At 64.9% G+C, this 24,139-nt stretch carries 17 protein-coding genes; 7 read left to right on the top strand and 10 right to left on the bottom strand.

Annotation, left to right across the window (positions count from 1 at the left end):
• Positions 1–4: 4 nt before the first annotated feature.
• Both mtnA and mtnK read right to left on the bottom strand, forming a co-directional pair.
• Positions 5–1,099 carry an S-methyl-5-thioribose-1-phosphate isomerase gene (mtnA, locus tag P9217_RS05820; protein WP_127214206.1) on the bottom strand — a complete coding sequence of 365 codons (1,095 nt, stop codon included), beginning with the start codon at positions 1,097–1,099 and terminating at the stop codon, positions 5–7.
• Positions 1,096–2,364, bottom strand: a complete 1,269-nt coding sequence (gene mtnK, locus P9217_RS05815; RefSeq protein ID WP_278086442.1) for an S-methyl-5-thioribose kinase — start codon at positions 2,362–2,364, stop codon at positions 1,096–1,098. The genes mtnA and mtnK overlap by 4 nt, the downstream gene beginning before the upstream one ends.
• Positions 2,365–2,501: 137 nt before the next feature.
• Between mtnK and P9217_RS05810 the strand changes: the two genes are divergently transcribed.
• The 3 genes from P9217_RS05810 (at position 2,502) to P9217_RS05800 (ending at position 6,180) form a co-directional block, all read left to right on the top strand.
• Entirely contained in the window at positions 2,502–4,013 is a 1,512-nt protein-coding gene (locus P9217_RS05810) for a sugar ABC transporter ATP-binding protein (RefSeq protein WP_278086443.1), read from the top strand.
• A gap of 78 nt (positions 4,014–4,091) precedes the next feature.
• On the top strand, positions 4,092–5,087 hold the full coding sequence (locus P9217_RS05805) for an ABC transporter permease (RefSeq protein ID WP_067327737.1): 996 nt from the start codon (positions 4,092–4,094) through the stop codon (positions 5,085–5,087).
• Between the two features lie 40 nt (positions 5,088–5,127).
• Positions 5,128–6,180 carry a substrate-binding domain-containing protein gene (locus P9217_RS05800; protein WP_066988974.1) on the top strand — a complete coding sequence of 351 codons (1,053 nt, stop codon included), beginning with the start codon at positions 5,128–5,130 and terminating at the stop codon, positions 6,178–6,180.
• 60 nt (positions 6,181–6,240) lie between these two features.
• Here the strand turns inward: P9217_RS05800 and P9217_RS05795 are convergent, their stop codons facing one another.
• The 4 genes from P9217_RS05795 to P9217_RS05780 all read right to left on the bottom strand — a co-directional run bounded on the left by P9217_RS05795 (position 6,241) and on the right by P9217_RS05780 (position 11,271).
• A complete protein-coding gene (locus tag P9217_RS05795) occupies positions 6,241–7,317 on the bottom strand; it encodes a D-alanine--D-alanine ligase family protein (RefSeq protein WP_278086949.1) in 1,077 nt (358 codons plus the stop codon).
• Between the two features lie 18 nt (positions 7,318–7,335).
• Entirely contained in the window at positions 7,336–7,950 is a 615-nt protein-coding gene (locus tag P9217_RS05790) for a hypothetical protein (protein WP_278086444.1), read from the bottom strand.
• 216 nt (positions 7,951–8,166) lie between these two features.
• Entirely contained in the window at positions 8,167–10,221 is a 2,055-nt protein-coding gene (locus P9217_RS05785) for a bifunctional aldolase/short-chain dehydrogenase (protein WP_127216824.1), read from the bottom strand.
• Positions 10,222–10,305: 84 nt separating this feature from the next.
• A complete protein-coding gene (locus P9217_RS05780) occupies positions 10,306–11,271 on the bottom strand; it encodes a sugar-binding transcriptional regulator (RefSeq protein ID WP_278086445.1) in 966 nt (321 codons plus the stop codon).
• Between the two features lie 203 nt (positions 11,272–11,474).
• On the opposite strand from P9217_RS05780, the gene P9217_RS05775 reads away from it, so the two are divergent.
• From P9217_RS05775 to P9217_RS05760, 4 genes are all read left to right on the top strand, one after another.
• A complete protein-coding gene (locus tag P9217_RS05775; RefSeq protein ID WP_127325032.1) occupies positions 11,475–13,115 on the top strand; it encodes an acyl-CoA synthetase in 1,641 nt (546 codons plus the stop codon).
• Between the two features lie 267 nt (positions 13,116–13,382).
• Positions 13,383–13,988 (top strand): TetR family transcriptional regulator, encoded by a 606-nt coding sequence (locus tag P9217_RS05770; RefSeq protein ID WP_066988962.1) that lies wholly within the window; start codon positions 13,383–13,385, stop codon positions 13,986–13,988.
• Between the two features lie 54 nt (positions 13,989–14,042).
• Positions 14,043–15,209, top strand: a complete 1,167-nt coding sequence (locus P9217_RS05765) for an efflux RND transporter periplasmic adaptor subunit (protein ID WP_278086446.1) — start codon at positions 14,043–14,045, stop codon at positions 15,207–15,209.
• 243 nt (positions 15,210–15,452) lie between these two features.
• On the top strand, positions 15,453–18,602 hold the full coding sequence (locus P9217_RS05760) for an efflux RND transporter permease subunit (RefSeq protein WP_127214926.1): 3,150 nt from the start codon (positions 15,453–15,455) through the stop codon (positions 18,600–18,602).
• Positions 18,603–18,704: 102 nt separating this feature from the next.
• Here P9217_RS05760 and P9217_RS05755 read toward each other — a convergent pair whose 3' ends face one another.
• The 4 genes from P9217_RS05755 to P9217_RS05740 all read right to left on the bottom strand — a co-directional run bounded on the left by P9217_RS05755 (position 18,705) and on the right by P9217_RS05740 (position 24,079).
• A complete protein-coding gene (locus P9217_RS05755; protein WP_095823940.1) occupies positions 18,705–19,331 on the bottom strand; it encodes a sarcosine oxidase subunit gamma family protein in 627 nt (208 codons plus the stop codon).
• Positions 19,324–22,305 carry a sarcosine oxidase subunit alpha gene (locus P9217_RS05750; protein WP_278086950.1) on the bottom strand — a complete coding sequence of 994 codons (2,982 nt, stop codon included), beginning with the start codon at positions 22,303–22,305 and terminating at the stop codon, positions 19,324–19,326. The genes P9217_RS05755 and P9217_RS05750 overlap by 8 nt, the downstream gene beginning before the upstream one ends.
• Before the next feature lie 234 nt (positions 22,306–22,539).
• On the bottom strand, positions 22,540–22,815 hold the full coding sequence (locus tag P9217_RS05745; RefSeq protein ID WP_278086447.1) for a sarcosine oxidase subunit delta: 276 nt from the start codon (positions 22,813–22,815) through the stop codon (positions 22,540–22,542).
• 10 nt (positions 22,816–22,825) lie between these two features.
• The gene (locus P9217_RS05740; protein WP_278086448.1) at positions 22,826–24,079 is read right to left on the bottom strand and encodes a sarcosine oxidase subunit beta family protein; all 1,254 of its coding nucleotides are present in this window, start codon (positions 24,077–24,079) and stop codon (positions 22,826–22,828) included.
• Positions 24,080–24,139: the final 60 nt, after the last annotated feature.

Genomic DNA, 24,139 nt, shown 5'->3' with positions numbered 1-24,139 from the left:
AAGATTAGCTGCGCTCGGGAAACATTGCCTTCAGCGCCTCGCGCGAAGCCTTCGCCACGCCGCGCTCGGTGATCAGCCCTGTCACCAGCCGAGCCGGCGTCACGTCGAAGGCGGGGTTTGCCGCCGGCGTTGCGTCGGGCGAGACGCGCACCTGCGCGACCTTGCCGTCGGCCGTCCTACCCCACACCAGCGAAACCTCGTCACTCGCGCGCTCCTCGATCGGGATTTCCGCAAGCCCGTCGGCGACCGTCCAGTCGATGGTGGGCGAGGGGAGCGCGACATAGAAAGGGACGTCGTTGTCGGCGGCGGCTAAAGCCTTGAGATAGGTGCCGATCTTGTTGCAGACGTCGCCATTGGCCGTCGTGCGGTCGGTGCCGACGATCACCATGTCGATGTCGCCATGCTGCATCAGATGCCCGCCGGCGTTATCGACGATCAGCGTGTGCGGCACGCCGTGGCCGGCCATTTCCCAGGCGGTCAGCTGGGCGCCCTGGTTGCGCGGCCTGGTCTCGTCGACATAGACGTGGACCGGAATGCCGGCTTCCGTCGCCAGATAGATTGGCGCCGTGGCGGTGCCGTAGTCGACCGTCGCCAGCCAACCGGCATTGCAATGGGTGAGAATGTTGACCGCCTCGCCAGGCTTCTTTTTCGCCGCGATCTCCTTGATGATGGCAAGCCCGTTCTCGCCGATGGCGCGATTGAGCCCGACATCCTCGTCTGCGATCTCGGCGGCGCGCCGGTAGGCGGCCTCGGCGCGCTCTCCCGGCGCCAGCGGCTTCAGAAAACGCCGCATCTCGTCCAGCGCCCAGCGCAGGTTGATCGCCGTCGGTCGCGTTTTGTGCAGCGTCTCCCACGCCGCGTCGAGCGCTTCGTCCGAGGGATCGTCGGTCATCTGGATGGCGACGCCGTAGGCGGCGGTGACGCCGATCAGCGGCGCGCCGCGCACCCACATGTCGCGGATCGCGGTGGCGATGCCGGGAACGGTTCCGATCGTCTCGACGCGAAACTCATGCGGCAGCCAGCGCTGGTCGATGATCTCGACCGAGCGTTTGTCGTCGCTGAGCCAAATTGTACGATAGTGGCGTTCGCCGACGTTCAAAGGCTCTTCTCCTGTTCGACCAGCGCGGCCAATGCGTTGACCTCGTCGATGCTGTGGATCTGACGCCGGTTCACGGCGATGTGGCGGCCGAAGCGCAGCGCCTTTGCTTCACATTTGGCGCGAAGGTCTGCGTCGGCAATGGTCTCGAAATCGGCATTGTGGGCGAGACCGAGGATACGTCGGTGCACCTCGATGCCGGCGAAGCCGAGCAGGTCGGTCCAGATGCCGGAAAGCATGTGGTCGAGCGCCTGTTCGGAACCGAGCAGGTCGCCCTGATCCTCGAACAGGCTCTTCTGGTAGAGGATGCCGGTGCGCTCGGTTCGCCACAAATGCGAAAACTCGGCGCGGAACACCGCCCAGCTCTCGGCCGTGACCTTAAGCAGGTAGGCGCGCATCGAATCCCGGCTACCTTTCTGCTCATGGCCCCGCTGCGAGAAGAAGGCCATCCAGAAATTGGCGAGCAGCATGCCGACGTCGAAGGCGATCGGGCCGTAGAAGGCGAATTCCGGATCGATCATCCGGGTCTCGGTGTCGGTCACCATGATCGAACCGGAATGCAGGTCGCCATGCAGCAGTGTTTCGGCATTGGCGGCGAATAGGTGCTTCAGCCGCTGCGCCTCGACCTTGAGGTCGCGGTCGGCGCGCAATTCGGCCACCAGGCGGTCGAGCTGCGGGCTGGTGTGCCGGTTCATCTCGGCGTCGAAATAGGGATCGGAGAACACCAGGTTCTCGGTGATGTCGCAGAGCTCGACATTGTCGGCGAACAGCGCGAGATCGGCCTTGCGCTCTTTTGTCGGCATTGAGAGGTCCGAGCCGCGGAACAGCGTGCGGGCCATGAACAGGCCGATGTCGCGCGCAATGTTCGGCAGCTCGCGGCCGTCGATCAGCGCGCGACGCAGGATGATGTAGGGCGGCGCCAGATACTCCATGACAATAAGCGCCTGGTCCTCGTCGAAATGATAGATCGCCGGCACCGAGCCTGGCGCTCGGCGCTGTTGCCTCGTCAGCGCGTGATACTCGAAGAAAGCGCGCTTCAAAGGCAGCGGCCAGCTGTCGCCGACCAGGCGCACATAGGGCAGCGCCTGCTTGACCACCGCCGCGCCCTGGTCGCCCTCGACGATGAAAACGAGGTTCAGATTGCCGTCGCCGACCTCGCGTACTTTCCAGTGGCCGGCGTCCTTGCCAATGCGCTCGGTAAGCGCCGTGGTCTCGCCGAGGCGCTGCGGCAGCGTCTCCACCGACAATGCTTCGAACTTCCCGGTCATCCTCTCCCTCCTGCGCGTGGTGTCCCACGATAACGGAGCCACGGCGGCCGGGCCAAGCTAGGGAGCGCACTGGCAATTGTCAATCGTGTTGACAATTGCCGAGTGAGCCCATAGCGTCATGGATCAGGGAGGAACGAATGGGCGCAGATGCCGTGTTCCGTGTGGGCGGCCTGAGGAAATCCTTCGGCCAGAACGAGGTGCTTGGCGGCATCGCGCTGGATCTCTATGCGGGCGAGGTCACCGTGCTGATGGGCGCCAACGGCGCCGGCAAATCCACCCTGGTCAAGATCGTCAGCGGCGTCTACGCGCGCGGCGGCGGCACGATGCGGCTCGCCGGCCAGGCCTTCGATCCCGGCTCGCCGGCAGAAGCGATCCGCGCCGGCGTCGTCACCGTTCATCAGAACATCAATGACGGCGTTGTCGCCGATCTCGACGTCGCCACCAACCTGACCCTCGACCGGCTGAGCGGCAAGGGTGCATCGCTGCTGTTCAAGCCCGCCAATGTCCGCGTCGAAGCCAGGGCCGTAGCCGACCGCATGGGGCTTACGCTCGATCTTAAGGCACGCGTCGCGGACCTCTCGCTCGCCGATCGTCAGATGGTCGCGATTGCCCGTGCCATGGCGCACCAGCCGAAAGTGCTGATCCTCGACGAGCCGACCTCCTCGCTGTCGAGCGCCGAGGCCGACCGGCTGTTTGCGCTGATCGACAGGCTGCGCGGGCAGGGTGTCGCGATCCTCTATATCTCGCATCGCATGTCCGACATCAGGCGCTTGGCAGACCGCATCGTCTCGATCCGTGACGGCGTCGTCTCCGGCGTGTTCGACCGGAAGCCGCTCGACTATGAGGGCGCGGTCAATGCCATGCTCGGCCGCAAGATCCTGCTCGACCGGGTCATTGCCAGAAGCTCGGCGCGCGCGGTCTTCACCGCCCAAGGCCTGCAGCTGGCGCCCGGCGCCAGACCGATTTCGATGACGCTCGGCGCCGGGGAGGTGGTGGCGATCACCGGCCTGGTCGGCGTCGGCAAGACGGCGCTCGCCGAAACTTTGTTCGGCGTGCGCAGGCCGCTCGCCGGCACCATGCATATGGACGGCAAGCCCTACGCACCGGGATCCGCGCGCGAGGCGATCGCTGCCGGTGCCTTCCTTGTGGCCAAGGACCGCGCGATGAGCGGCATCGTCGGCGGCTTCAACATCGAACGCAACATCAGCCTGCCGTTTCTCAAGCGCATGTCCGGCTTCGGTGTCATGAAGAAGCGGGCAGAAGGGGCTGCCGCACGCCGCCAGATCGACGAGCTCGGCATCGTCTGCCGCTCCGAGAAGGACGAGCTTTCCGCGCTTTCGGGCGGCAACCAGCAGAAGGTGATGGTGGCGCGCTGGATGTCGCAGGCCTCGCGCCTGTTCATCCTCGACGAGCCGTTCCAGGGCGTCGATATCTCGGCTCGGCGCGACATCGCAACCAAGCTCAGGGCGAGCGCCGACGGCCGCGCCACACTGCTCTTCGTCACCGAGATCGACGAGGCCCTGGAGACTGCCGACCGCATCCTGGTGATGTCGGAGCACGCGATCGTCGGCGAGCACAGGAACGATGACATCGATCTCGATCGGCTGCTGGCTGAGGTGGCCGGCGGGCCGCTCACCAGCGCGGCGTGAGATCGTATGGATGACGAGACTTGGAGTGCAGGCATGAGTTCCAGTTTGGCGGAGAGGGCAGCAGCGCGGGGGCGTTCGATGACATTGCGCGACTATGCCATCCGCTATGGTTTCATCATCCTGCTGGTCGGGCTGATCGCCTATTTCGCGATCGCCGCCGACGGCTTCGCCTCGCCGCAAAGCGCCGTCTTCATCTTCCAGTCGGTCGCGATCACCGGCGTGCTGGCACTCGGCGTCACCGCGACACTTGTCGTCGGCGGCTTCGATCTGTCGATCGGCTCGGTCGCCACCAGCGCCATGATGGCGGCTTCCTATGCCATGGTTGTGCTGGAGCAGAACGCCGTCGTCGCCGTCATCGCCTGCCTCGTGATCGGCGCGGTCGTCGGCCTCATCAATGGCTGGCTCATCGTCTACATGCGCGTGCCGGATCTGCTCGCGACGCTCGGCATGATGTTCCTGCTGCTCGGCCTGCAACGCATTCCGACCGAAGGCCGCTCGATCGCCACCGGCATGACGATGCCCGACGGCTCGGTCGCCAACGGCAAGTTCTCGGAAGCCTTCCTGGCGCTCGGCCGCCACCGCATCGACTTCTTCATTCCGAACCTGATCCCGGTCTCGGTGGTGGTGCTCATCGTGCTCGCCGCGCTCATCTGGTTCTTCCTCGAATACACCCGCTTCGGCCGCATGATGTATGCCGTCGGCAGCAACGAACGCGCCGCCGAACTCGCCGGCGCGCCTGTCAAGGCATACAAGATCTGGGCCTACGTCATTTCGGGAGTTTTTGCCTCGATCGGCGGGATTTTGCTCGCTGCCCGGCTTGGACGCGGCGATATCGCCTCGGGTAATAACCTGCTGCTCGACGCAGTAGCGGCGGCGCTCATCGGCTATGCGGTGCTCGGCGCCGCCAAGCCGAACGCTTTCGGCACGGCCGTCGGCGCGGTGTTCGTCGGCGTCCTGCTGCAGGGCCTGACGATGATGAACGCCCCTTACTACACGCAGGATTTCGTCAAGGGCGCGGTTCTCGTCGTCGCCCTTGTCTTCACCTTCGCCCTTTCCGGCAGGGGCAAGAGATAGTTTCGACCGGGGCATTGAGAACAAAACGGAGGAAGACGAAGTGAGCATCACAAGGAGACTTTTAGGGAAGGCCGCACTCGGCCTCGCGGGCGCGGCGCTACTCATGCAGGGCACAGCATTGGCGGCGGACCGTCCGGCGCCATTCGACAAGCCGGGCGTCAAGATCGCGCTGGTGCGCTATCTCTCCACCGGTGACTTCTTCCAGGCCTATCTCTCCGGCGTCGAGGCGCAGGCCAAGGCGCTCGGCGTCGATCTGCGCGTGCTGGACAGCCGCCAGGACGCAGCGCTCCAGGCCGACATGGTCGACCAGGCGATCGCGCTCGGCGTGCAGGGCATCATCATCCAGCACGGCCTGACGGAATCGATGAAGGACGCCGCCCAGCGCGCCGTCGACGCGGGCATCAAGGTCGTCGCCTTCGACGTCAATGTCGAGAACCCGAAGATCCCGCAGATCGAGCAGTCCGACCGCGATCTCGCGCGCCTCGCGCTCGAACAGGCGGTCAAGGACAATGGCGACGCCTGGAAAGCCGGCTATGTCTATGTCGCCGGCATCGCCCCGCTCGACCGCCGCAACGAAACCTGGGTCGACGTGAAGAAGAAACATTCCGGCATCAGCGAGGTCGCCATGTTCGGCACGCTCGACAATCCGATCGCCAATTCCGTCGCCAACCAGGCGCGCTCGGTGCTGCAGGCGCATCCCGATATCAAGGTGATGTTCGCGCCTTACGACGAGTTCGCCAAGGGGGTGAAGATCGCCGTCGACGAAGCCGGCCTCAACAAGGGCATCAAGATCTACTCGGCCGACATATCGACGTCCGACATCGCCGCGATGCGCGAGCCGGACAGCGCCTGGGCCGCCACCGCCGCGACCAACCCGGCAGTCGTCGGCCAGGTCTCGGTGCGCGCGCTGGCGCAACTGCTCGCCGGCGAGGATCCCGGCCACAACGTCATCGTGCCGCCGACGCTGATCACCCAGAAGGAACTTATCGACAAGGACATCAAGAACATGGAAGACCTGTCGGCCAAGCTGCCGCAGTTCGCCCATGCCGATGTCGCCATGCCGGCCTGGATGCCGAACCCCAACGCCAAGTAGGCCACGCGCCTGAAGGCAAAAGAGCGGCTCCCGGGCCGCTCTTCTTATTGCCGGAGTCGCTCAGGTAGATCGGGCGGCACGCGCCAGCCCATGCGCCACCAGCCGGTCGATGACTTCCGGGTAGCTGATGTCGCTTGCCGCCATTGCCTTGGCGTACATGCTGATGTCGGTGAAGCCCGGAATGGTGTTGAGCTCGTTGATCAGGAACGTCATGTCCGGTCTCACGAAGAAGTCGACGCGCGCCATCGCGTCGCAACCCAGCGTGCGAAACGCCTTCGCCGCCGTCTCGCGGATCTCGCCTTCGATCGTCTCGGGCAGTTCGGCGGGCACCTTAAGTGCTGCTCCATCCTTATCGATATATTTGGCGTCATAGCTGTAGAAGCCGTGGCTTTCGGACGGCACGATCTCGCCGGGACGGGAGACGAAGAGGCCACCTTCCGTGTCCTCAAGCACGCTGCATTCGATCTCGCGGCCGCGGATGAATTCCTCCGCCAGCAGCTTGCCGTCGTGCCTGAAGCCTTCGGCGAGCGCTGCCTGATAGCCCGTTTCGTCGGAGACCTTGCTGACGCCGACGGAAGAGCCCTGGCGGGCCGGCTTGATGAAGACCGGGAGTCCGAGCGCCTGCTCGATCTCCGCGAAGCCAGGCGCGGCCTCGGGCAGGATGGTGCTGGACCGTGCCGTGGGCAGGCCGGCCGCCTTCAGTAACCGCTTGGCGATATCCTTGTCGAGCGCCGTGGCCGAACCGAGAATGCCGCAGCCGGCAAGCGGCACGCGCGCCACCTCCGCCAGTCCTTGCGCGGCGCCGTCCTCGCCATGGAGACCGTGCAGGACGGGAAACAGAATGTCGATCGCGGGCAACTCGTAAGGCGGCCCTTCGGCCGGAACGGCCAGCATTCGGCCATGCCCGCCGGGCACCAGACAGACCTCCGCTCCGTTCGACGGTGTCGCCAGCGCGCCGTCCTCGAAGCGGCTGAGCAGCCATTGCCCTTCGCGGGTGACGAAGATCGGAACGGCATCGTACTTCCCCGGCTCCAGCGCGCCCATGACATTGTTCGCCGAAAGCACCGACACGTCGTGCTCGGCGGACCGCCCGCCAAAGAGCACGCCAATACGCAGTCTTTTTTCGGCCATCGACATCTCGACAATGCTCAAGGATCAGAAACCGACGGCGATGCCGCGCCGGGCAAAAAAGCGGTCGAAACTGGCGAGCGGTAGCGTGACGTCCGCCTGGCTCTGCCTGACGTGTCCCGAAGGGTTGTGGAAGCGGATTTCGCCTGGCGAGGCGGCCGTCACCAGTACCAGATGCCCGCCTTTCGACGGCGGCTCGCGCTCGGGCCAGCGGATGCCTGGATGAACCGAGGCGATGAAGTAGCGCCACTTGCAAAGCAGACCGGGCACCGTGGCCGCATCGACATTCGTCATCGTCTCGGCGAACAGGCCGAAACGTTCGCGCACGAACCGGACGAAGGGCTCGTAGATCAGCCCCTTGATCGTACCGTCGCCTTCATTGACGACATAGCCGCCATAGGCCGTGCAGGCGCGGGCGAGCTCAAGCGTCGGATGAATTTCGCCGCGCGCGGCAAGGATCATCTCCAGGCAGGCCATGCCGCAGACATTCACGGCCCAGCGTGCATAATCCTCAATCGTTTCGGCGCCGGAATTGCGCCACAGCGGGTCGCGGTGCAGAGCCGATGGTCCCTCCGCCAACAGCGGCAGAGTCATGCCGGGCGATTCCCACTGGCTGAAATAAGGCACTTCCCTGGTTTGCATAGCGGCTCCAGCTTTGTGTCCCGCAAGCGAGGGGCAAGGCACCCCCTTAAAGCTGTTCGAGCAATAAGCAAAAGATTTGCGCGGATTTTGACCGGTTGGAGCAGTTTTCCAGCAGACGTGAAATGGGCTTCAGTCCTGACCTGGGTCGCGACACGGAGAGAGTGGTCCGTCGTTCTGGGAAAGCGACGGGCCGCTCAGGGAGATCTCCTTGTTTCTTCAGCGCAGCGCCGCGGCAATATTGCCGCCGTCCACCGTCGTCACGTCGGCCGTGGTGCGTTCGGCCAGTGCCTGATGCAGGAAGGCTTGCGCCACGTCGTCGGCCGTCACTTCCTGGCCGAGCAGATTGCCGGACATGTATTCCTTTTCCGAGACACCGCGCGCGCCCGAGCGGCTGGCAATCATGGCGTCGGTCAAAAGCCCGGACCGGATGCGGTCGGCGTTGACCGCGTTCGAGCGGATGCCGTAGGCGCCGTAGTCCAGGGCATACTGGCGCGACAAAAACAGCGTCGCCGCCTTGGGAAGGCCGTAGGCGCCGAATTTCGGCCCGGGATTGACCGCCTGCTTGGAGGTGTTGAACAGCAACACGCCGCCCGTGCCCTGTTCGAGCATGATGCGCACCGCGTTCTGCGCCGCCGACTGGTGGGCGAAGAAGTTGAGCTCGAAGCTCTTGCGCAGCAGCGCGTCGTCGATTTCGCCGATCCGGCCTTCCCAGGCCGCGCCTGCATTCGAGACCAGGATGTCGACGCCGCCATAGACCGCGACCGCCTTGTCGAAGGCGGCGCGCACCTCGGCCGGGCTGGTGATGTCGGCGCCGACCCCGATCGAATTGTTACCCGCCGCCTTTGCCGCTTCCGCGGCCTTGGCCGGATCGAGATCGACGATGACCGCATGCGCACCGTTTGCGGCGAACAGCTTCGCCGTCGCGGCGCCGATCGCCCCGGCGCCGCCGGTGATCAACGCCACCTGGCCGGTCAGTGGCTTCGGCTTGTTCGAGGCGAGCTTGGCCTGCTCCAATGACCAGTATTCGAGCGGGAAGAGGTCGGCCTTGGAGAGCGGCTGGAAATTGCCGATGGCTTCCGCGCCGCGCACCGCCTCGATCCACATCTCGCCGACATCGGAGGCGATTTTCGCGTCCTTCAGCGTGCGGCCGTGGCCGAACATGCCGAGGCCCGGCACCAATGTCAGCCGCGGCATCGGGTCGAGCATGGTGCGCTTGACGTCATCCAGCGCGTCGTTGGTCTCGAAATAGGCGCGGTAGTCCTTGGCGAAAGCCTCGACATGGCTGCGGACGGCGGCCTTGTAGTCGCCGAGCTTGTCGGCGTCGGGAGCCGGGACCGCCATCGGTCCGGTCTTGATGCGGATCGAAAGATCGGGCGTCGACACGCCGCGTCCGGCCAGCTCGGCGATCCTGGCCGAATTGATGAAATCGACGATCGCATCCGAGGTGCGGAAATCGCTGATCATGCGGTCGAAGCGGCCTTCGCCGCGCGCCACTGCGACAGCGCCGCGCAGAGTCGGCGCGATGTCGCTCGCCTTGGCGAGCTTTACCGGCAGCGCCGCCTTGGTCGCCTGCGGCTTGCCGTTCTTGGCGATATAGTCCTCGGCGATGGTCACATAGTGGATCATGCGGTCATAGGCCTGCTTGGCATCGTCGCCGAAGGTGAAGATGCCGTGCTTGTCGAGGATCAGGCCTTCGACGCTGGGGTCGGCGTCAAAAACGTCCGCCGCGACCTTGGCGAGCTCGAAGCCCGGTTTGATGTAGGGCACGTAGCCCATTTTGTCGCCGAACACCGTCTTCACCAGCGCCTTGCTGTTCTCCTGGTCGACGATGGCAAGGATCGCGGTTGAATGCGTATGGTCGACGAATTTAAGCGGCAGAAAGGCGTGCAGGAGTGTCTCGACCGATGGATTCGGCGAGGCGGGGTCGATGAGATTGGAACGCTGCAGCGCCACCATGTCCTCGTCGGAGAGCGTGTCCAGCGCGCGCGCCTTGAGCAGCGCGCCCATCTTCACCGCCGGCAAGCCTTGCGGCTCGATGACGGCCATGTCCCAGCCGCTGCCCTTGACGCAAAGCACGTCCCATTCGTCACCGACCAGATCGGTGGCCTTGGTCTTGCAGGAAGTATTGCCGCCGCCATGCAGCACCAGCCGCGGCTCTCCGCCGAGCAGGCGGGTCGTGTAGACGCGCAGCGCAAGGTCGCGGCGGACGCCCTGCTTGGCGTAGTCGGCAACCATCTTTTCCGCGTCAGCGTCGTTCCAAAGGTTCTTCATGTCGTTCCGTCCGATTCCGTATTTTGTCTGCTCATGAACAGGAAGCCGCGACGTCTTGATGACAGACGCGGCGAGGGTGGTTTCCTACGAGGCCTTTTTGCTGACCGCGCCGGCGTGATCGAGGAGGCGCCCCGCCATATGTGCGCCGACCACCAGATGCGTGCAGAGGCCGCCGGCGATTGCGGCCAGCAGCGGCTCGAACTTGCTGTCCTCCTGCACCACCATCAGCCGCTTTCCGATGGCGCGCAGCGAGGCGAGCTCGGCGGAAATGACCCGCCGGTTGTAGCTACAGTCGAGCGCCTCGCCGCTTGCATCGATGATCTGTCCGGCGATGACGCCGGCCGCGCCTTCCTTGCGGAGCGCGGCCATTTCGGCCGGCGTCAGCGCGCCGCATTTGACCAGATGGCTGTCGGCGTCCACGGCGCCGACGGAATAGAGCGCGACATCGCAGTCGCTGATGCCGGCAAGCTGGTCGCGGATCACCGGCTCGGCGCGCAGGCCCTCTGCCAATTCTTCCGTGGACAGCACCAGCGGCGCGTAAAAATTCAGACCCTTGGCGTTCAGCCGCCGCGCGATCTCCATCGTGCACTGATCGGGTCGGTAGGAATAGGGCGCGCCGAGATTGCCGCAGAGCTGCACCACGGTGACGTCCTGTAGATCGGCATAGGACATGATGTCGGCGATGGTGTAGACCGTGCGGCCCCAGGCGACTCCGATGCGGTCGCCCTTACTCACCAGTTCCAGGAAGACGCTCGCCGCCAGGACGGCGATGTCGGTCGACGGGTCGGCGACATAGGCGTTTTCCGGCGCTATCCAGACGGCGTCGAGCTTGAAGGCGTCCTCCAGCCTGCGCGCCATGACATCGTCGGTGAAAAGCTGCGTCGAGGTCGAGATGTTGACGATGCCGGTCTCGCGCGCCTTGCGAAGATACATGGCGACCGATGCGCGCGAAATCTTGAGCTGGTTCGCCACTTCGTCCTGGCGAAGGCCATGCGCATAGTAAAGCCAGGCGGCCTTGTGGATGAGCTGTTCTGCCGGTCGGATCGCCATGCCGCCTCCTCGGCTGACATTAGTCACGGCTCTCGACAAAAGTCAAATCCAGCCGGCTGGGTTATTCGTCCTCCGGCGCCGGCATGTTCGGGGCTGCCCTTCTACCGAGCACTCATGTCATAGCATTTCCCGGTCGTTCAGGGGGATGGCATGATCGCGGGCCTGCGGTTAGAAAGCTTGAAAAGACTTTTGGGGAGGATGGGATGGCCAATCCCTACGAACAGGATCTCGAACGGAACGCCGCCAACCACCAGCCGCTGACGCCGCTCACCTACCTTGAGCGGGCGGCCAAGACCTATCCCGACCATGTCGCCATTATCCACGGCAGCCAGCGCATCTCTTATCGCGATTTCTGGCGGCGGTCGCTGAAGCTCGCCTCGGCGCTGTCGAGGCATGGCATCGGCAAGGGGGATACGGTAACGGTGATGCTGTCGAACACGCCGCCGATGCTGGAGGCGCATTTCGGCGTGCCGATGGTGAAGGCGGTGCTGCATTCGCTGAACACCCGCCTCGATGCCGCGGTCATCGCCTTCCAGCTCGACCATGCCGACACCAAGGTGCTCATCGTCGACCGCGAGTTCTCGGGCGTGGTCAGGGCGGCGCTGGCATCGGCCAAGGCCAAGCCATTGGTCATCGACTATGACGACCCCGACTACGCCGGCGATGCGCCCTATCCGAAGGGCCAGCGGATCGGCACGCTCGACTATGAGGACTTCGTCGCCGGCGGCGACGAGGCTTTTGCATGGTCGATGCCCGACGACGAGTGGGACGCCATCTCGCTCAACTACACCTCCGGCACGACCGGCAATCCGAAGGGCGTCGTCTACCATCATCGCGGCGCGGCCCTGATGGCCTACACCAACACCATCCACGCGGGCATGGCCAAGCACGCCGTCTATCTCTGGACGCTGCCGATGTTCCACTGCAACGGCTGGTGCTTTCCCTGGACGCTCGCCGTGCAGGCCGGCACCCATGTCTGCCTGCGCTGGGTACGGGCAAAGCCGATCTATGACGCCATCGCCGACCATCGCGTTACCCATCTTTGCGGCGCGCCGATCGTTATGTCGGTGCTGATCAACGCGAAAGACGAGGACAAGCGCCAGTTTGCCCAGACCGTCACCTTCAACACGGCCGCCGCGCCGCCGCCCGAGGCGGTGCTTTCCGGCATGGCCGATGCCGGCTTCGCCGTCACCCATCTCTACGGCCTGACCGAGACCTATGGGCCGGCCGTCGTCAACGAATGGCACAATGAGTGGGACGAGTTGGAGAAGGGCCCGAGGACAGCGAAGAAGGCGCGCCAGGGCGTGCGCTACGCCGCGCTGGAAGGGTTGACCGTGATGAACCCCGAGACGATGGTCGAGACGCCGGCCGACGGCCAGACCATCGGCGAGGTCATGTTCCGCGGCAATATCGTTATGAAAGGCTATCTGAAGAACCGCAAGGCGTCCGACGAGGCTTTTGCCGGCGGCTGGTTCCACTCCGGCGATCTCGGTGTCATGCACCCGGACGGCTACATCCAGCTCAAGGACCGCTCCAAGGACATCATCATCTCAGGCGGCGAGAACATCTCGTCCATCGAGGTCGAGGACGCGCTCTACAAGCACCCGTCCGTCGCCTCTTGCGGAGTGGTTGCCCGCGCAGACGAGAAATGGGGCGAGGTGCCTGTCGCCTATGTCGAGCTGAAGCCCGGCAAGGTTGCGACCGAGGCCGAGATCATCGAGCATTGCCGTGGGTTGCTCGCCCGCTTCAAGGTCCCGAAGGCGGTGGTGTTCGCCGACATTCCGAAGACGTCTACGGGGAAGATCCAGAAGTTCAGGTTGAGGGAAATGGCGAAGGGGGCGTAGTTCACTCCCTCCAACATGGCCTTGATGTCGACAGTTTGCGCCAGCAGCCGCGACGTCTGTGCGCGTCGCTTCGCTCCTTGCTTCGCCCTAGGATGAGGACGGCACAGGGCGTCATTGGCCAACCGCCAACGTCGCTCATTGGCCCCTCGCAACTGTCACCATCTGTCACCATTTTGTACGCGTATATCGATTCCGCGTTGACTCTTTGCTGCTTTCGATTTACGAGTGACGAAAATTGAAATTCGTCACTCGTAAATCGAAAGCACCATGTCAGAAGCCGCCAACATCGTGGCCGACCCCGCCAGACAGGAGAATGTGACGCGCATTCTCGACTGTGCCGAGCGCCTGTTCCGGCATTACGGCTACGGCAAGACCAACGTTGCCGACATTGCCCGCGAGCTCGGCATGTCGCCGGCCAACATCTACCGCTTCTTCGCCTCTAAGGTCGAAATCCACCAGGCCGTCTGCGGCCGCATGCTCGGCGCCAGCTACGCGATGGCCTACGAGATTTCGCGCCTGCCGATTAGCGCGGAGGAGCGGCTGCGCCGTTACGTTCACGCCCAGTACAAGATGACGCTGGAAGTCATGCTCGACGACCAGAAGGTGCATGAGATGGTGATCGTCGCGCTCGAGCGCGACTGGGGCGTCATCGACAAGCATGTCGACCGCATCCACGACCTGCTCGCCGACGTCATCCGCGACGGCATAGAGGCCGGCGAGTTCAGGAAGCAGGACCCGGTGATCGCCTCGCGCTGTTTCGGCGCCTCCACCGTCATCCTGTGCCATCCGCAGATGGTCGCCCAGTGCCTTGCCAAGACCAACCGGGCAATGCCGGACGACCTTATCGACTATGCAATCAGAGCCTTGAAATAGCCGCTGCCCCGCCGGGTGCCGGTCGACGTTTATCTCCAGTTCGGGAGTGCTAAGGTGTCTTTGTCCAGTTCCATCCTCCGCAGGCTGCCGGCCGCCGGCCTCCCAGTCGTCGGCGTCGTTGTCGCGGCGCTCGGGCTTGCCGGCTGCAGCCAAGAGAAGAAAGCGGAAGTCCAGGAAGTCATCCGGCCGGTGAAGGTCGTCGAGATCGGCGAGGCCGAGACCACGCGCCAGCTCGACTATTCCGGTTCGGTGCGCGCCCGCACCGAGATGAATCTCGGCTTCCGCATCGCCGGCAAGGTCACCGAGCGTCTCGTCGACATCGGCCAGCATGTCAACGAGGGGGATGTGCTTGCCCGCGTCGACCCCTCCGACTACGAGCTGTCGGTGAAGAGCGCCGAGGCGAGCCTCGACGCCGCCGAGCGGCAGGTCGAGACCGTCGATCTCGCCAGGAAGCGCGCCGAGCAGCTCTATGCCAAGAACTTCGCGCCTAAGTCGCAGCTCGATCAGGCCGTTCTGAGCTATGATCAGGCCGTGGCGACGCGCGATGCCGCCCGTTCGACCCTGGCCCAGGCGCAGAACCAGGTCCATTACACCGATCTCAAAGCCGGCAAGGCCGGCATCGTCACCGCCATCTCGGCCGATATCGGTCAGGTGGTCGGCGCCGGCACGCCGGTCATGACGGTTGCCGTCGACGGCGAGAAGGAAGTGCTGATCGCGGTGCCGGAAATGGACATCGCCGGCTTCCGGCCGGGCAAGGAGGTCAAGGCGAGCTTCTGGTCGGACGAGGCGCTGACCCTTGACGGCAAGGTCCGCGAGGTGGCCGGCAGCGCCGATCCGCAGTCGCGCACCTTCGCGGTCCGGGTGTCGCTGCCCAACGATCCGCGCGTGCTGCTCGGCATGACCGCCAATGTCGCGGCGACCGTCGGCAGCAAGGCGCAGCTGGTGTCGATCCCGCTGACCGCCATGGCTGAGAAGGACGGCAAGCACATCGTCTGGACGGTCGACCGCGCGTCCGACACGGTGCATCCGCGCCCAATCAAGGTGGCGAACTTCACCGCCGACGGCGTTGCCGTTGCCGAAGGTTTGAAGCAGGGCGACGTGGTGGTGGCCGCCGGCACACAGTTCATGACCGACAATCTGAAAGTGAAGCTTTCCGGCGATGCCGCCCAGCAGTCCGCCTCGGCGGAGGATGACGTCGCCGCCACTAGCAGCCTGCGCTAACCAGGCGAAAGAACGCCTTTCCCGACCTCGCTGCCGTGAGCCGCGAGCCGGGCAGGGCATGGGTTCCGGGCGGCGAAATCGCCCGATCGACGAGACGCGGCATTGGTATCCCCCGCACCACGGCCGCGTCGAGCGCGATTGCGAGTCTCTCTCCGCTTGAGGTGCTCGTCGCCCGGAAGCCCACTGAGAACTCATGAGCCGCAAGGCATGCTGCCTTGCCGCCAATTGGACTGGACCTGCGCCATGACCACGGACAGCAGCACTGAAAAGCGTCCCTTCAACCTCTCGCGCTGGGCGATCGGGCATCCGAGCATCGCGCGCTTCCTGTTCGGCCTCATTATTCTGGCCGGCGCGCTAGGCCTGATGCGCATGGGCCAGAAGGAAGACCCGGACTTCACCTTCCGCGTCATGGTCGTGCAGGCAGTCTGGCCGGGCGCCTCGATCCAGGACATGGAAGACCAGGTCGTCAACAAGATCGAGCGCAAGCTGCAGGAGACGCCGCATCTCGACTTTGTCCGCTCCTACACCCGCGCCGGCAGCGCCATCATCACGCTCCAGGTAAAGGGCGACACCAACGCCGAGGAGGTGAAGGATGCCTTCTACCAGGTGCGCAAGAAGGTCGGCGATATCGCCAACGAACTGCCGCAGGGCCTGCTCGGCCCCTATTTCAACGACGAGTTCGGCGACACCTTCATCACGCTGCATTCGATCAGCGGCGACGGCTTCACCTATCCCGAGCTGAAGAAATTCGCCGTTCAGGCGCGCGACATGCTGCTGGCGACGCCGGGCGTCGAAAAGGCCGTCATCATCGGCGACCAGCCCGAGAAGATCTATATCGATGTGTCCTCCAAGGCGCTCGCCGAGCGCGGCCTGACGGTGCTTGACCTGCAGAATGCCGTGAAAGGGCAGAACGCCGTTGATCCGGCGGGCTCGGTCGATACCGGCTTGCGCTCGGTTCGCATCTCGGTCGAGGGCGACGTCACCAAGGCCGCCGATATCCGCGAGCTGAGGCTGCGCGCCGGCAATCAGGTGACGCGTCTTGGCGACATCGCCACGGTCTCTTCCGGCCTCGAGGACCCTTATGAGCGCAAGTACCGCTTCAACGGCCACGAAAGCGTCCAGGTCGGCGTCGTCATGGCCAAGGGCTTCAATGTCAGGGACGTCGGTAAGGATGTCGAGGCGACCTACAAGCGCTTCGAGGAAGGTCTGCCTTATGGCGTTGCGGTCGACCAGATCTCCGACCAGCCGGAGGTGGTCAAGGATGCCGTCAACGAATTCATGGAGGCGCTCGGCGAAGCGTTGCTGATCGTTCTCGTCGTCTCGTTCCTGTCGATCGGCTGGCGCTCCGGCCTGGTGATCGCGATCGCCATCCCGCTGGTTTTAGCCGCCACCTTCGCCATCATGTACGAGATCGGCATCGACCTGCAGCGCATCTCGCTCGGCGCGCTGATCATCGCGCTCGGTCTGCTGGTCGACGACGCCATGATCGTCGTCGAGATGATGGAGCGCAAGCTGGAGGAGGGGCTGGTCAAGATCGAGGCGGCGAGCTTCGCCTATTCCTCGACCGCCTTCCCGATGCTGACCGGCACGCTGATCACCACCGCGGGCTTCATCCCGGTCGGCTTCGCGGCCTCCACCGCGGGCGAATATGTGCGCACGCTGTTCTATGTCGTCGGCATCGCACTGGTCGTGTCGTGGTTCGTCGCGGTCTATTTCACGCCCTGGCTGGGCTACATGATCCTGAAGCAGCGCAAGCACGCCGGCACCCACCACGACGTCTTCGACACCGGCTTCTACCGGCGGCTGCGCGCGACGGTCACCTGGGCCGTGCGCCACCGCATCATCGTGCTGGCGATGACGCTGGTCACTTTCGGCACCAGCCTCTGGGCCTTCCAGTTCATCCCGCAGAACTTCTTCCCGCAGTCGTCACGTCCGGAAATCCTGGTCGATCTCTGGCTGCCGGAAGGTACATCGATCAAGGAGGTCGAGAACCAAGCCAAGGCGCTCGAAGCGAAGATGATGGACGACGAGGACAAGCGCTTCATCGCTACCTATATCGGCGAGGGCGCTCCGCGCTTCTTCCTGCCGCTCGACCAGCAGCTTCGCAATCCGAACTTTGCCCAGCTTCTGGTGATGGCCAAGGATGAGCCGGCGCGCGAGCGGCTGATCGTCAAGATGCGAGGCATCCTCGCCAAGGACTTCCCGTCGATCCGCGCCAAGGTCGATCGTTTGTTCCTCGGGCCGCCGACCGGCTGGCCGGTGCAAATGCGCATCATGGGGCCGGATCGCCAGGAGGTGCGCCGCATCGCCGACGAGGTGAAGGCAAGGTTCGAAGCAAACCCGCTGCTCGGCGCCGTCCATGACGACTGGCTGGAGCCGGTGCCGGCGATGAAGCTGGTGATCGACCAGGACCGAGCCCGGGCACTAGGCGTCACATCGCAGCGCATTCGCCAGATGCTGCAGGCAACCATGTCCGGTGCGCCGCTCGACGATTTCCGCGACGGCGAAGAGACGGTCTCGATCGTCGCCCGCGAGCCGGAGGCGACCCGTCATCTGCTGTCCTCGGTCGACTCCGTCTACATCCCGACCGACTTCGGCGGCTCCGTGCCCCTGTCCCAGGTGGCGAAAGTGGTGCCCGTGATGGAGCAGGGCATCGAGTGGCGGCGCGACCGTCTGCCGACCATCAGCGTGCGCGCCACGTTGCCGGATGGCGTGCAGTCGAACGACGTCGTCACCAAGATGTACAACGACATGAAGGACCTGCGCGCCGGCCTTGCCCCCGGCTACAAGATCGAGATCCAGGGCGGCGCGGAGGACTCGGCCGAAAGCCAGGCCTCGATCGCCGCCAAGGCACCGATCATGCTGGCCGTCATCGTCATCTTGCTGATGGTCCAGCTGCAGCATTTTGGCAAGTCGATGCTGGTGCTGGCCACCGGCCCGCTCGGCATCATCGGTGCCGCGGCAGCCCTTCTGATCAGCGGCGCGCCCTTCGGCTTTGTCGCCATCCTCGGCGTCATCGCGCTGCTCGGCATCATCATGCGAAACTCGATCATCCTGGTCGACCAGATCGACCAGGACATCGCCGCCGGCATGGATCGATCGGAAGCGATCGTCGGCGCTGCGGTGCGCCGCTTCCGCCCGATCATGCTGACGGCGCTGACCGCGGTGCTTGCGCTGATCCCGATCTCGCGCGCCGTCTTCTGGGGGCCTCTGGCCTACGCCATGATGGGCGGCATCCTCGTCGCCACCGTGCTCACCATCCTGGTGCTGCCGGCGGGCTATGCCCTGTTCTTTGGCCGCGAGCCCAAGAAGGCCAAGACAGGCGAGCAGGCGCAGGAGCCGGAACAGGTCGAAGGCATCGAAAGACCGCAGCTGGCGCTGGCTGCGGAATAAGAAGGTGGCAACCTCGAATCATCCGCCATCGGCGAAAGCCGGTGGCGGATGATGCGCATCGAAAGAACGCCTCGCGCCGCCGCGGCGCGCTCGGCGAGGCGCCTACGCCAATTCCTCGGAATGCGCGACCGTCACGCCATACTCCGCGGCCGAGTCGAGCATCGTATGCCACAGGCTTTCGGCAAAGGTTGCGAATACCAAGAGGTTGAACACGGCCTGGCCGTCTTGTCGGTTCTTCCCGCGCCAGAGCGTCACGCTGGTATGGTCGATCGAGGTGGCGGCTGCCGTGCCGACCGGGAATATTTCGGGGTGCAGGTCGATCGACGACAGCTTGGCCAGCATCGTGCGCGCCTTGTCGCCGGAAACGCTGATCAACGCGCGCGCATGTGATTGATCGGAAAGCGAGGCCAAACCGGCAAACACGCGGGCAAGGGTCTCCATCCTTTGCCCGCCGCCTCTCGACAGCACCAGAAACTGGTCCGGTCCTGACCAGATCAGCGTCGCGTCGGCCGTGTCGGCCGCCTTGGGTGTTTCCGGTGCGGCGACGCCGAAGCGAGCCTTCGCGGCATTGACCGTCTCGGCCGCCTTGCCGCGACGCGCCATCACCTGAACGAGGTCGAAATTGCGGATCTCGGTCAGCGACACGCCGGCTTCGCCCGGCGCGCCATAACGGCCGGCGACCAGGGCGCGCTCGAGCGGGCTGCGGATGTTCCAGGAAAAATCAGCCACGCTGGCGCCCTCCATCCGGATCGTAGAAGACGGAATTGCAGAGCTCGACATCGTACTCCTCGCCACGCAGCGGATCATGAGCGCGCACGATCTCACCAATGCGCGCACGGCCACGCTCGACGAGGCCGAGCCCGATCCACTGGTCGAGCACCGGTGAGAAGCAGACCGAGGTGATATAGCCCTGGTCGTTGTCTGGTCCGGGGGTCTCGCCCTTGGGAACGATGTGCGCGCCGGAGCGTAGGCGGCGCGCCTTGTCGGTCGGCTTGATGCCGACGACCACCTGCCGGTTCGGCGCGACGAGTGCTTCGCGGCCGGCCATGACGCGGCCGATGAAATCCTTCTTGGTCGACATCATCTTGCCGAGACCGAGATCGGCAGCCGTTGTGGTGCCGTTGAGCTCCGGTCCGGCGACATGGCCCTTTTCGATGCGCATCACGCCGAGCGCCTCGGTGCCGTAAGGCGTCACGCCGAACGGCTTTCCCGCGATCATCAGGTTGCGCGCCAGAGCCTCGCCGTAGCGCGCCGGCACCGAAATCTCGAACGCCATCTCGCCGGAGAAGGAGATCCGGAACAGCCTCGCCTTGATGCCGCCGCGCAGCTTGACTTCGCGCGCGCCCATGAACGGAAAGCCTTCGTTCGACAGGTCTTCGGCCGGATCGACGATCTCCTTCAGCAGATCGCGGGTCTTCGGACCGGCGATGGAGAATTGCGCCCACTGGTCGGAGACCGAGGTCAGCTGCACGTCGAGTTCGGGGAATAGGACCTGGCGGCAGAATTCGAGATGCTGCATCACCAGCCCAGCCTTGGCGGTCGTGGTTGTGAGGAAATAATGGTCCTTGGCCAGGCGCGAGGTGGTGCCGTCGTCATAGACGACACCGTCCTCGCGCAGCATCAGTCCATAACGCGCTTTGCCAACTGCGAGGCTGGAGAACGCGTTGATATAGACGCGGTCCAGGAAGGCGCCGGCATCCGGGCCGTGCACGTCGATCTTGCCCAGCGTCGAGACATCGCAGAAGCCGACGCCGCTTCGCACCGCCTTGACCTCGCGGGTCACCGATTCCAGCCAGTCTTTTTCGCCGGGCAACGGATACCATTGCGCGCGCTTCCACAGGCCGGTGTCGACGAACACCGCGCCCTGTTCGGCCGCCCAGTGATGCGACGGCGTCAGCCGCGTCGCATGGAAATTCTCGTCGCGATGGTGACCGGCGAAGGCGCCGATGGCGACCGGCACATAAGGCGGCCGGTAGATCGTCGTTCCGGTTTCGGGAATGGATTTACCCGACACCGCCGCCATGATGGCGAGGCCGGCGACATTCGAGGTCTTGCCCTGGTCGGTCGCCATGCCGAGCGTCGTGTAGCGCTTCAGATGCTCGACCGACTCGAAACCCTCGCGCTGCGCCAGCTCGACATCGGACGCCGTCACGTCATGCTGCTGGTCGACGAAGGCCTTGCCTTTGCCGGCGACATGCCAGAGCGGCGTCAGCGAAAAGGCCTCGTCGTCGGCGAGGGGCGCCGATCCGGCGTTGCCGCTCCGTCCCGTATCGCGCGCCGCTGCCGCACCTGCCTCGAAACCTTCCCGCAGGCAGGCGCCAAGGCCGAAGGCGCCGTTCGCCGCGCCTGCCGCCGCCATGCCGGGCGGCGCGCCGTCCGGCACGAAGGCGGCGATATCGTCGCGCCATTTCGGCCGGCCGCGATGATAGGAGGTGAGGCCGACCACAGGGTTCCAGCCGCCAGAGACGGCAAGCCCGTCGGCCTCGACTTCGGCGCGCGCGCCGCCGGTCAGCGACACGGAAATCTTGCGCACACCGCTCTTGCCGCCGTCGACGCCACTGACTGAGCCGTTGAGCACCGGGAAGCCGCCCTTGCCGGCCAGCGAGCGACGGGCCGGCGAAACGTCTGGCCGCCCATCGATCACCGCAGCGACCTGCAGTCCGGTTGCGATCGCAGCCTCCGCCGTGCGCCAGCCATCCTCATTGTTGGTGAACAGCGCAATACGTCGCGCCGGTGCAGCGGCGTAGCGGTTAATGTAGCTGCGCATGGCCGACGCCATCATCACGCCAGGCGTATCGTTGCCGGCAAAGACGATGGGACGTTCGATCGCGCCCGCCGCGACGACACAGCGCTTGGCGGCGATACGCCAAAGCCGCTGCCGCACCTGATGCTCCGGCGGTAGGGACAGATGGTCGTTGACGCGCTCGATCGCGCCATAGGTACCGCCGTCATAGACGCCGAACAGCGTCGTGCGCGTCATGATGCGAACGTCCGGCATCGCCGCGAGTTCGTCCAGGGTACGGGCAATCCATTCGGCCGCCGGCAGCCCGTCGATCGTACCGCCATCGGCCAGCAAGCGCCCGCCGAGGACAAAATCCTCCTCGCACAGGATGACGCGCGCGCCGCAGCGCGCGGCGGCAACGGCGGCGGCGAGACCGGCCGGGCCGGAGCCGGCGATCGCCACGTCGCAATGCGCCCATGCTTTGTCATAGCGATCGGGATCGGGAATGCCCGCCGCGCGGCCGAGGCCGGCGGCGCGGCGGATCGCCGGTTCGTAGATCGCTTCCCAGAATTTCGCCGGCCACATGAAGGTCTTGTAGTAGAAGCCGGCGACGAAAATCGGCGCGAAGAGCTGGTTGACCGCCATGACGTCGAAATTGAGCGACGGCCAGCGGTTCTGGCTGGCGGCCTCGAGCCCTTCATAGAGCTCGGCGGTCGTTGCCTTGGTGTTCGGCTCGCGCCTCGCGCCACTGCGCAGCTCGACCAGCGCGTTGGGCTCTTCCGAGCCCGCCGTCAGGATGCCGCGCGGGCGGTGATATTTGAACGAGCGGCCGACCAGCTTGACGCCGTTGGCGACGAGCGCCGAGGCAAGCGTATCGCCCTGGAAGCCGGAGAGTGTCTTGCCGTCGAAGCGGAAGCTCAGCGGCGTCGAGCGGTCGATAAGGCCGCCAGTTGAGAGGCGATTGGCTTGAGAGGTCACGATGTCACCCTCTCGGTTCGATATCATGGTGAAGGGCAGCGCTGCCCCTCATCGCCCTGCCGGGCACTTCTCCCCGTATAGAGACGGGGAGAAGTGGGCTGGCCCCGATGCCGGCTCTTATCTTGCAACGCTGGCGATTGGCGAAACTGTTGGCGAGAGCGCCCCTCTCCCCGTCACTATACGGGCAGAGGATGCCGGCAGGCAGGTGAGGGGCGGCGCCGACCTGGAGCGTGAGACTCATTTCGCACCCTGCCTCGCTCCAACGCCGGCGGCGGCCTCAACCAAAGAAATCTCATGCGTCAGCGTGTTGCGCGTGACCTTCAGCCAGGCCCGGCAGCCGCCGCCGTGATACCAATGCTCGCTCATCACACCGGCGATGTTGTCGCGCAGGTAGACGTAGTCGTAGACGGCGTCTTCACCGGCATCGGCAGGCGGGCGCTGCGGCTTGGCGTCGCCGAGATAGGTGAACTCGCCGAGGTCGCGTTCGCCGCAGAAGGGACAGACTATGCGCATGGTCGGGTCTTCAATGGAGGTTCGGTTGGGCGCCCTGGCCCTTCTCGTCAATCATGGCGCCGCGCTGGAACCGGTCGAGGCGGAAGCGGGCGGCTTCCTTGTGCGATTGATCGCGGGCGATGAGATGAGCAAAGACGAAGCCGGAGCCAGGCGTCGCCTTGAAGCCGCCATAGCACCAGCCGGCATTGAGATAGAGGCCGTCGACCGGGCTCTTGTCGATGATCGGCGAGCCGTCCATCGACATGTCCATGATGCCGCCCCACTGGCGCAGAAGCCGCACGCGGCCGATCATCGGGATCAGCGCCATGCCGCCTTCGCAAACATCCTCCACGACAGGCAGATTGCCGCGCTGGGCATAGGAGTTGTAGCCGTCGATGTCGCCGCCGAACACCAGCCCGCCCTTGTCCGACTGGCTGACATAGAAATGCCCGGCGCCGAAGGTCATGACGTTGGGCAGGAGCGGCTTGATCGCTTCGGAGACGAAGGCCTGCAGTACATGGCTCTCGATCGGCAGGCGCAGTCCGGCCATCGCCGCGACGCGTGAGGAACTGCCCGCGACCGCCATGCCGACCTTGCCGGCGCCGATCCGGCCGCGCGAGGTCTCTACGCCGGAGACCTTGCCGTTGGTGTCGCGCATGAAGCCGGTGACTTCGCAGTTCTGGATGATGTCGACGCCGAGCTCGCTCGCCGCGTGCGCGTAGCCCCAGACCACGGCATCGTGACGTGCCGTGCCGCCGCGTCGCTGCAACAGCCCGCCCTGCACCGGGAAGCGCGCATTGTCGAAGTTCAGGAACGGCATCATCTTCCTGAGCGCCGCCTGGTCGAGCAACTCGGCATCGATGCCGTTGATGCGCATGGTGTTGCCGCGTCGGGCAAAGACGTCGCGCTGCGCGTCGGAATGGTAGAGGTTGATGACGCCGCGCTGGCTGACCATCGCGTTGTAGTTCAAATCCTGCTCCATCCGCTCCCACAGCTTCATCGACAATTCGTAAAAGCCGGTGTTGCCGGGCAGGCCGTAATTGGAGCGGATGATGGTGGTGTTGCGGCCGGCATTGCCGGAGCCGATCCAGCCCTTCTCCAGCACCGCAACGTTGCGGATGCCAAACTCGTTGGCGAGGAACCAGGCGGTCGCCAGCCCGTGCCCGCCGCCGCCGATGATCACCACGTCGTAGCGATCCTTCGGAGCCGCATCCCGCCAGGTCGGCTTCCAGGTCTTGTGGCCGGAGAGGGCGGCACGGGCGAGCGAGAAGATCGAGTATTTCATGAAATCATTCCGAGGCCGCTCGCCCACGCCGACTCTTCTCTATCGCATCGGATTGCACGG

It is taken from the genome of Mesorhizobium sp. WSM4989, from assembly GCF_029625795.1.
Lineage (GTDB): Bacteria > Pseudomonadota > Alphaproteobacteria > Rhizobiales > Rhizobiaceae > Mesorhizobium.
Note: the sequence above shows the minus strand (reverse complement) of the source record. Positions and strands in the feature narration are given on the sequence as shown.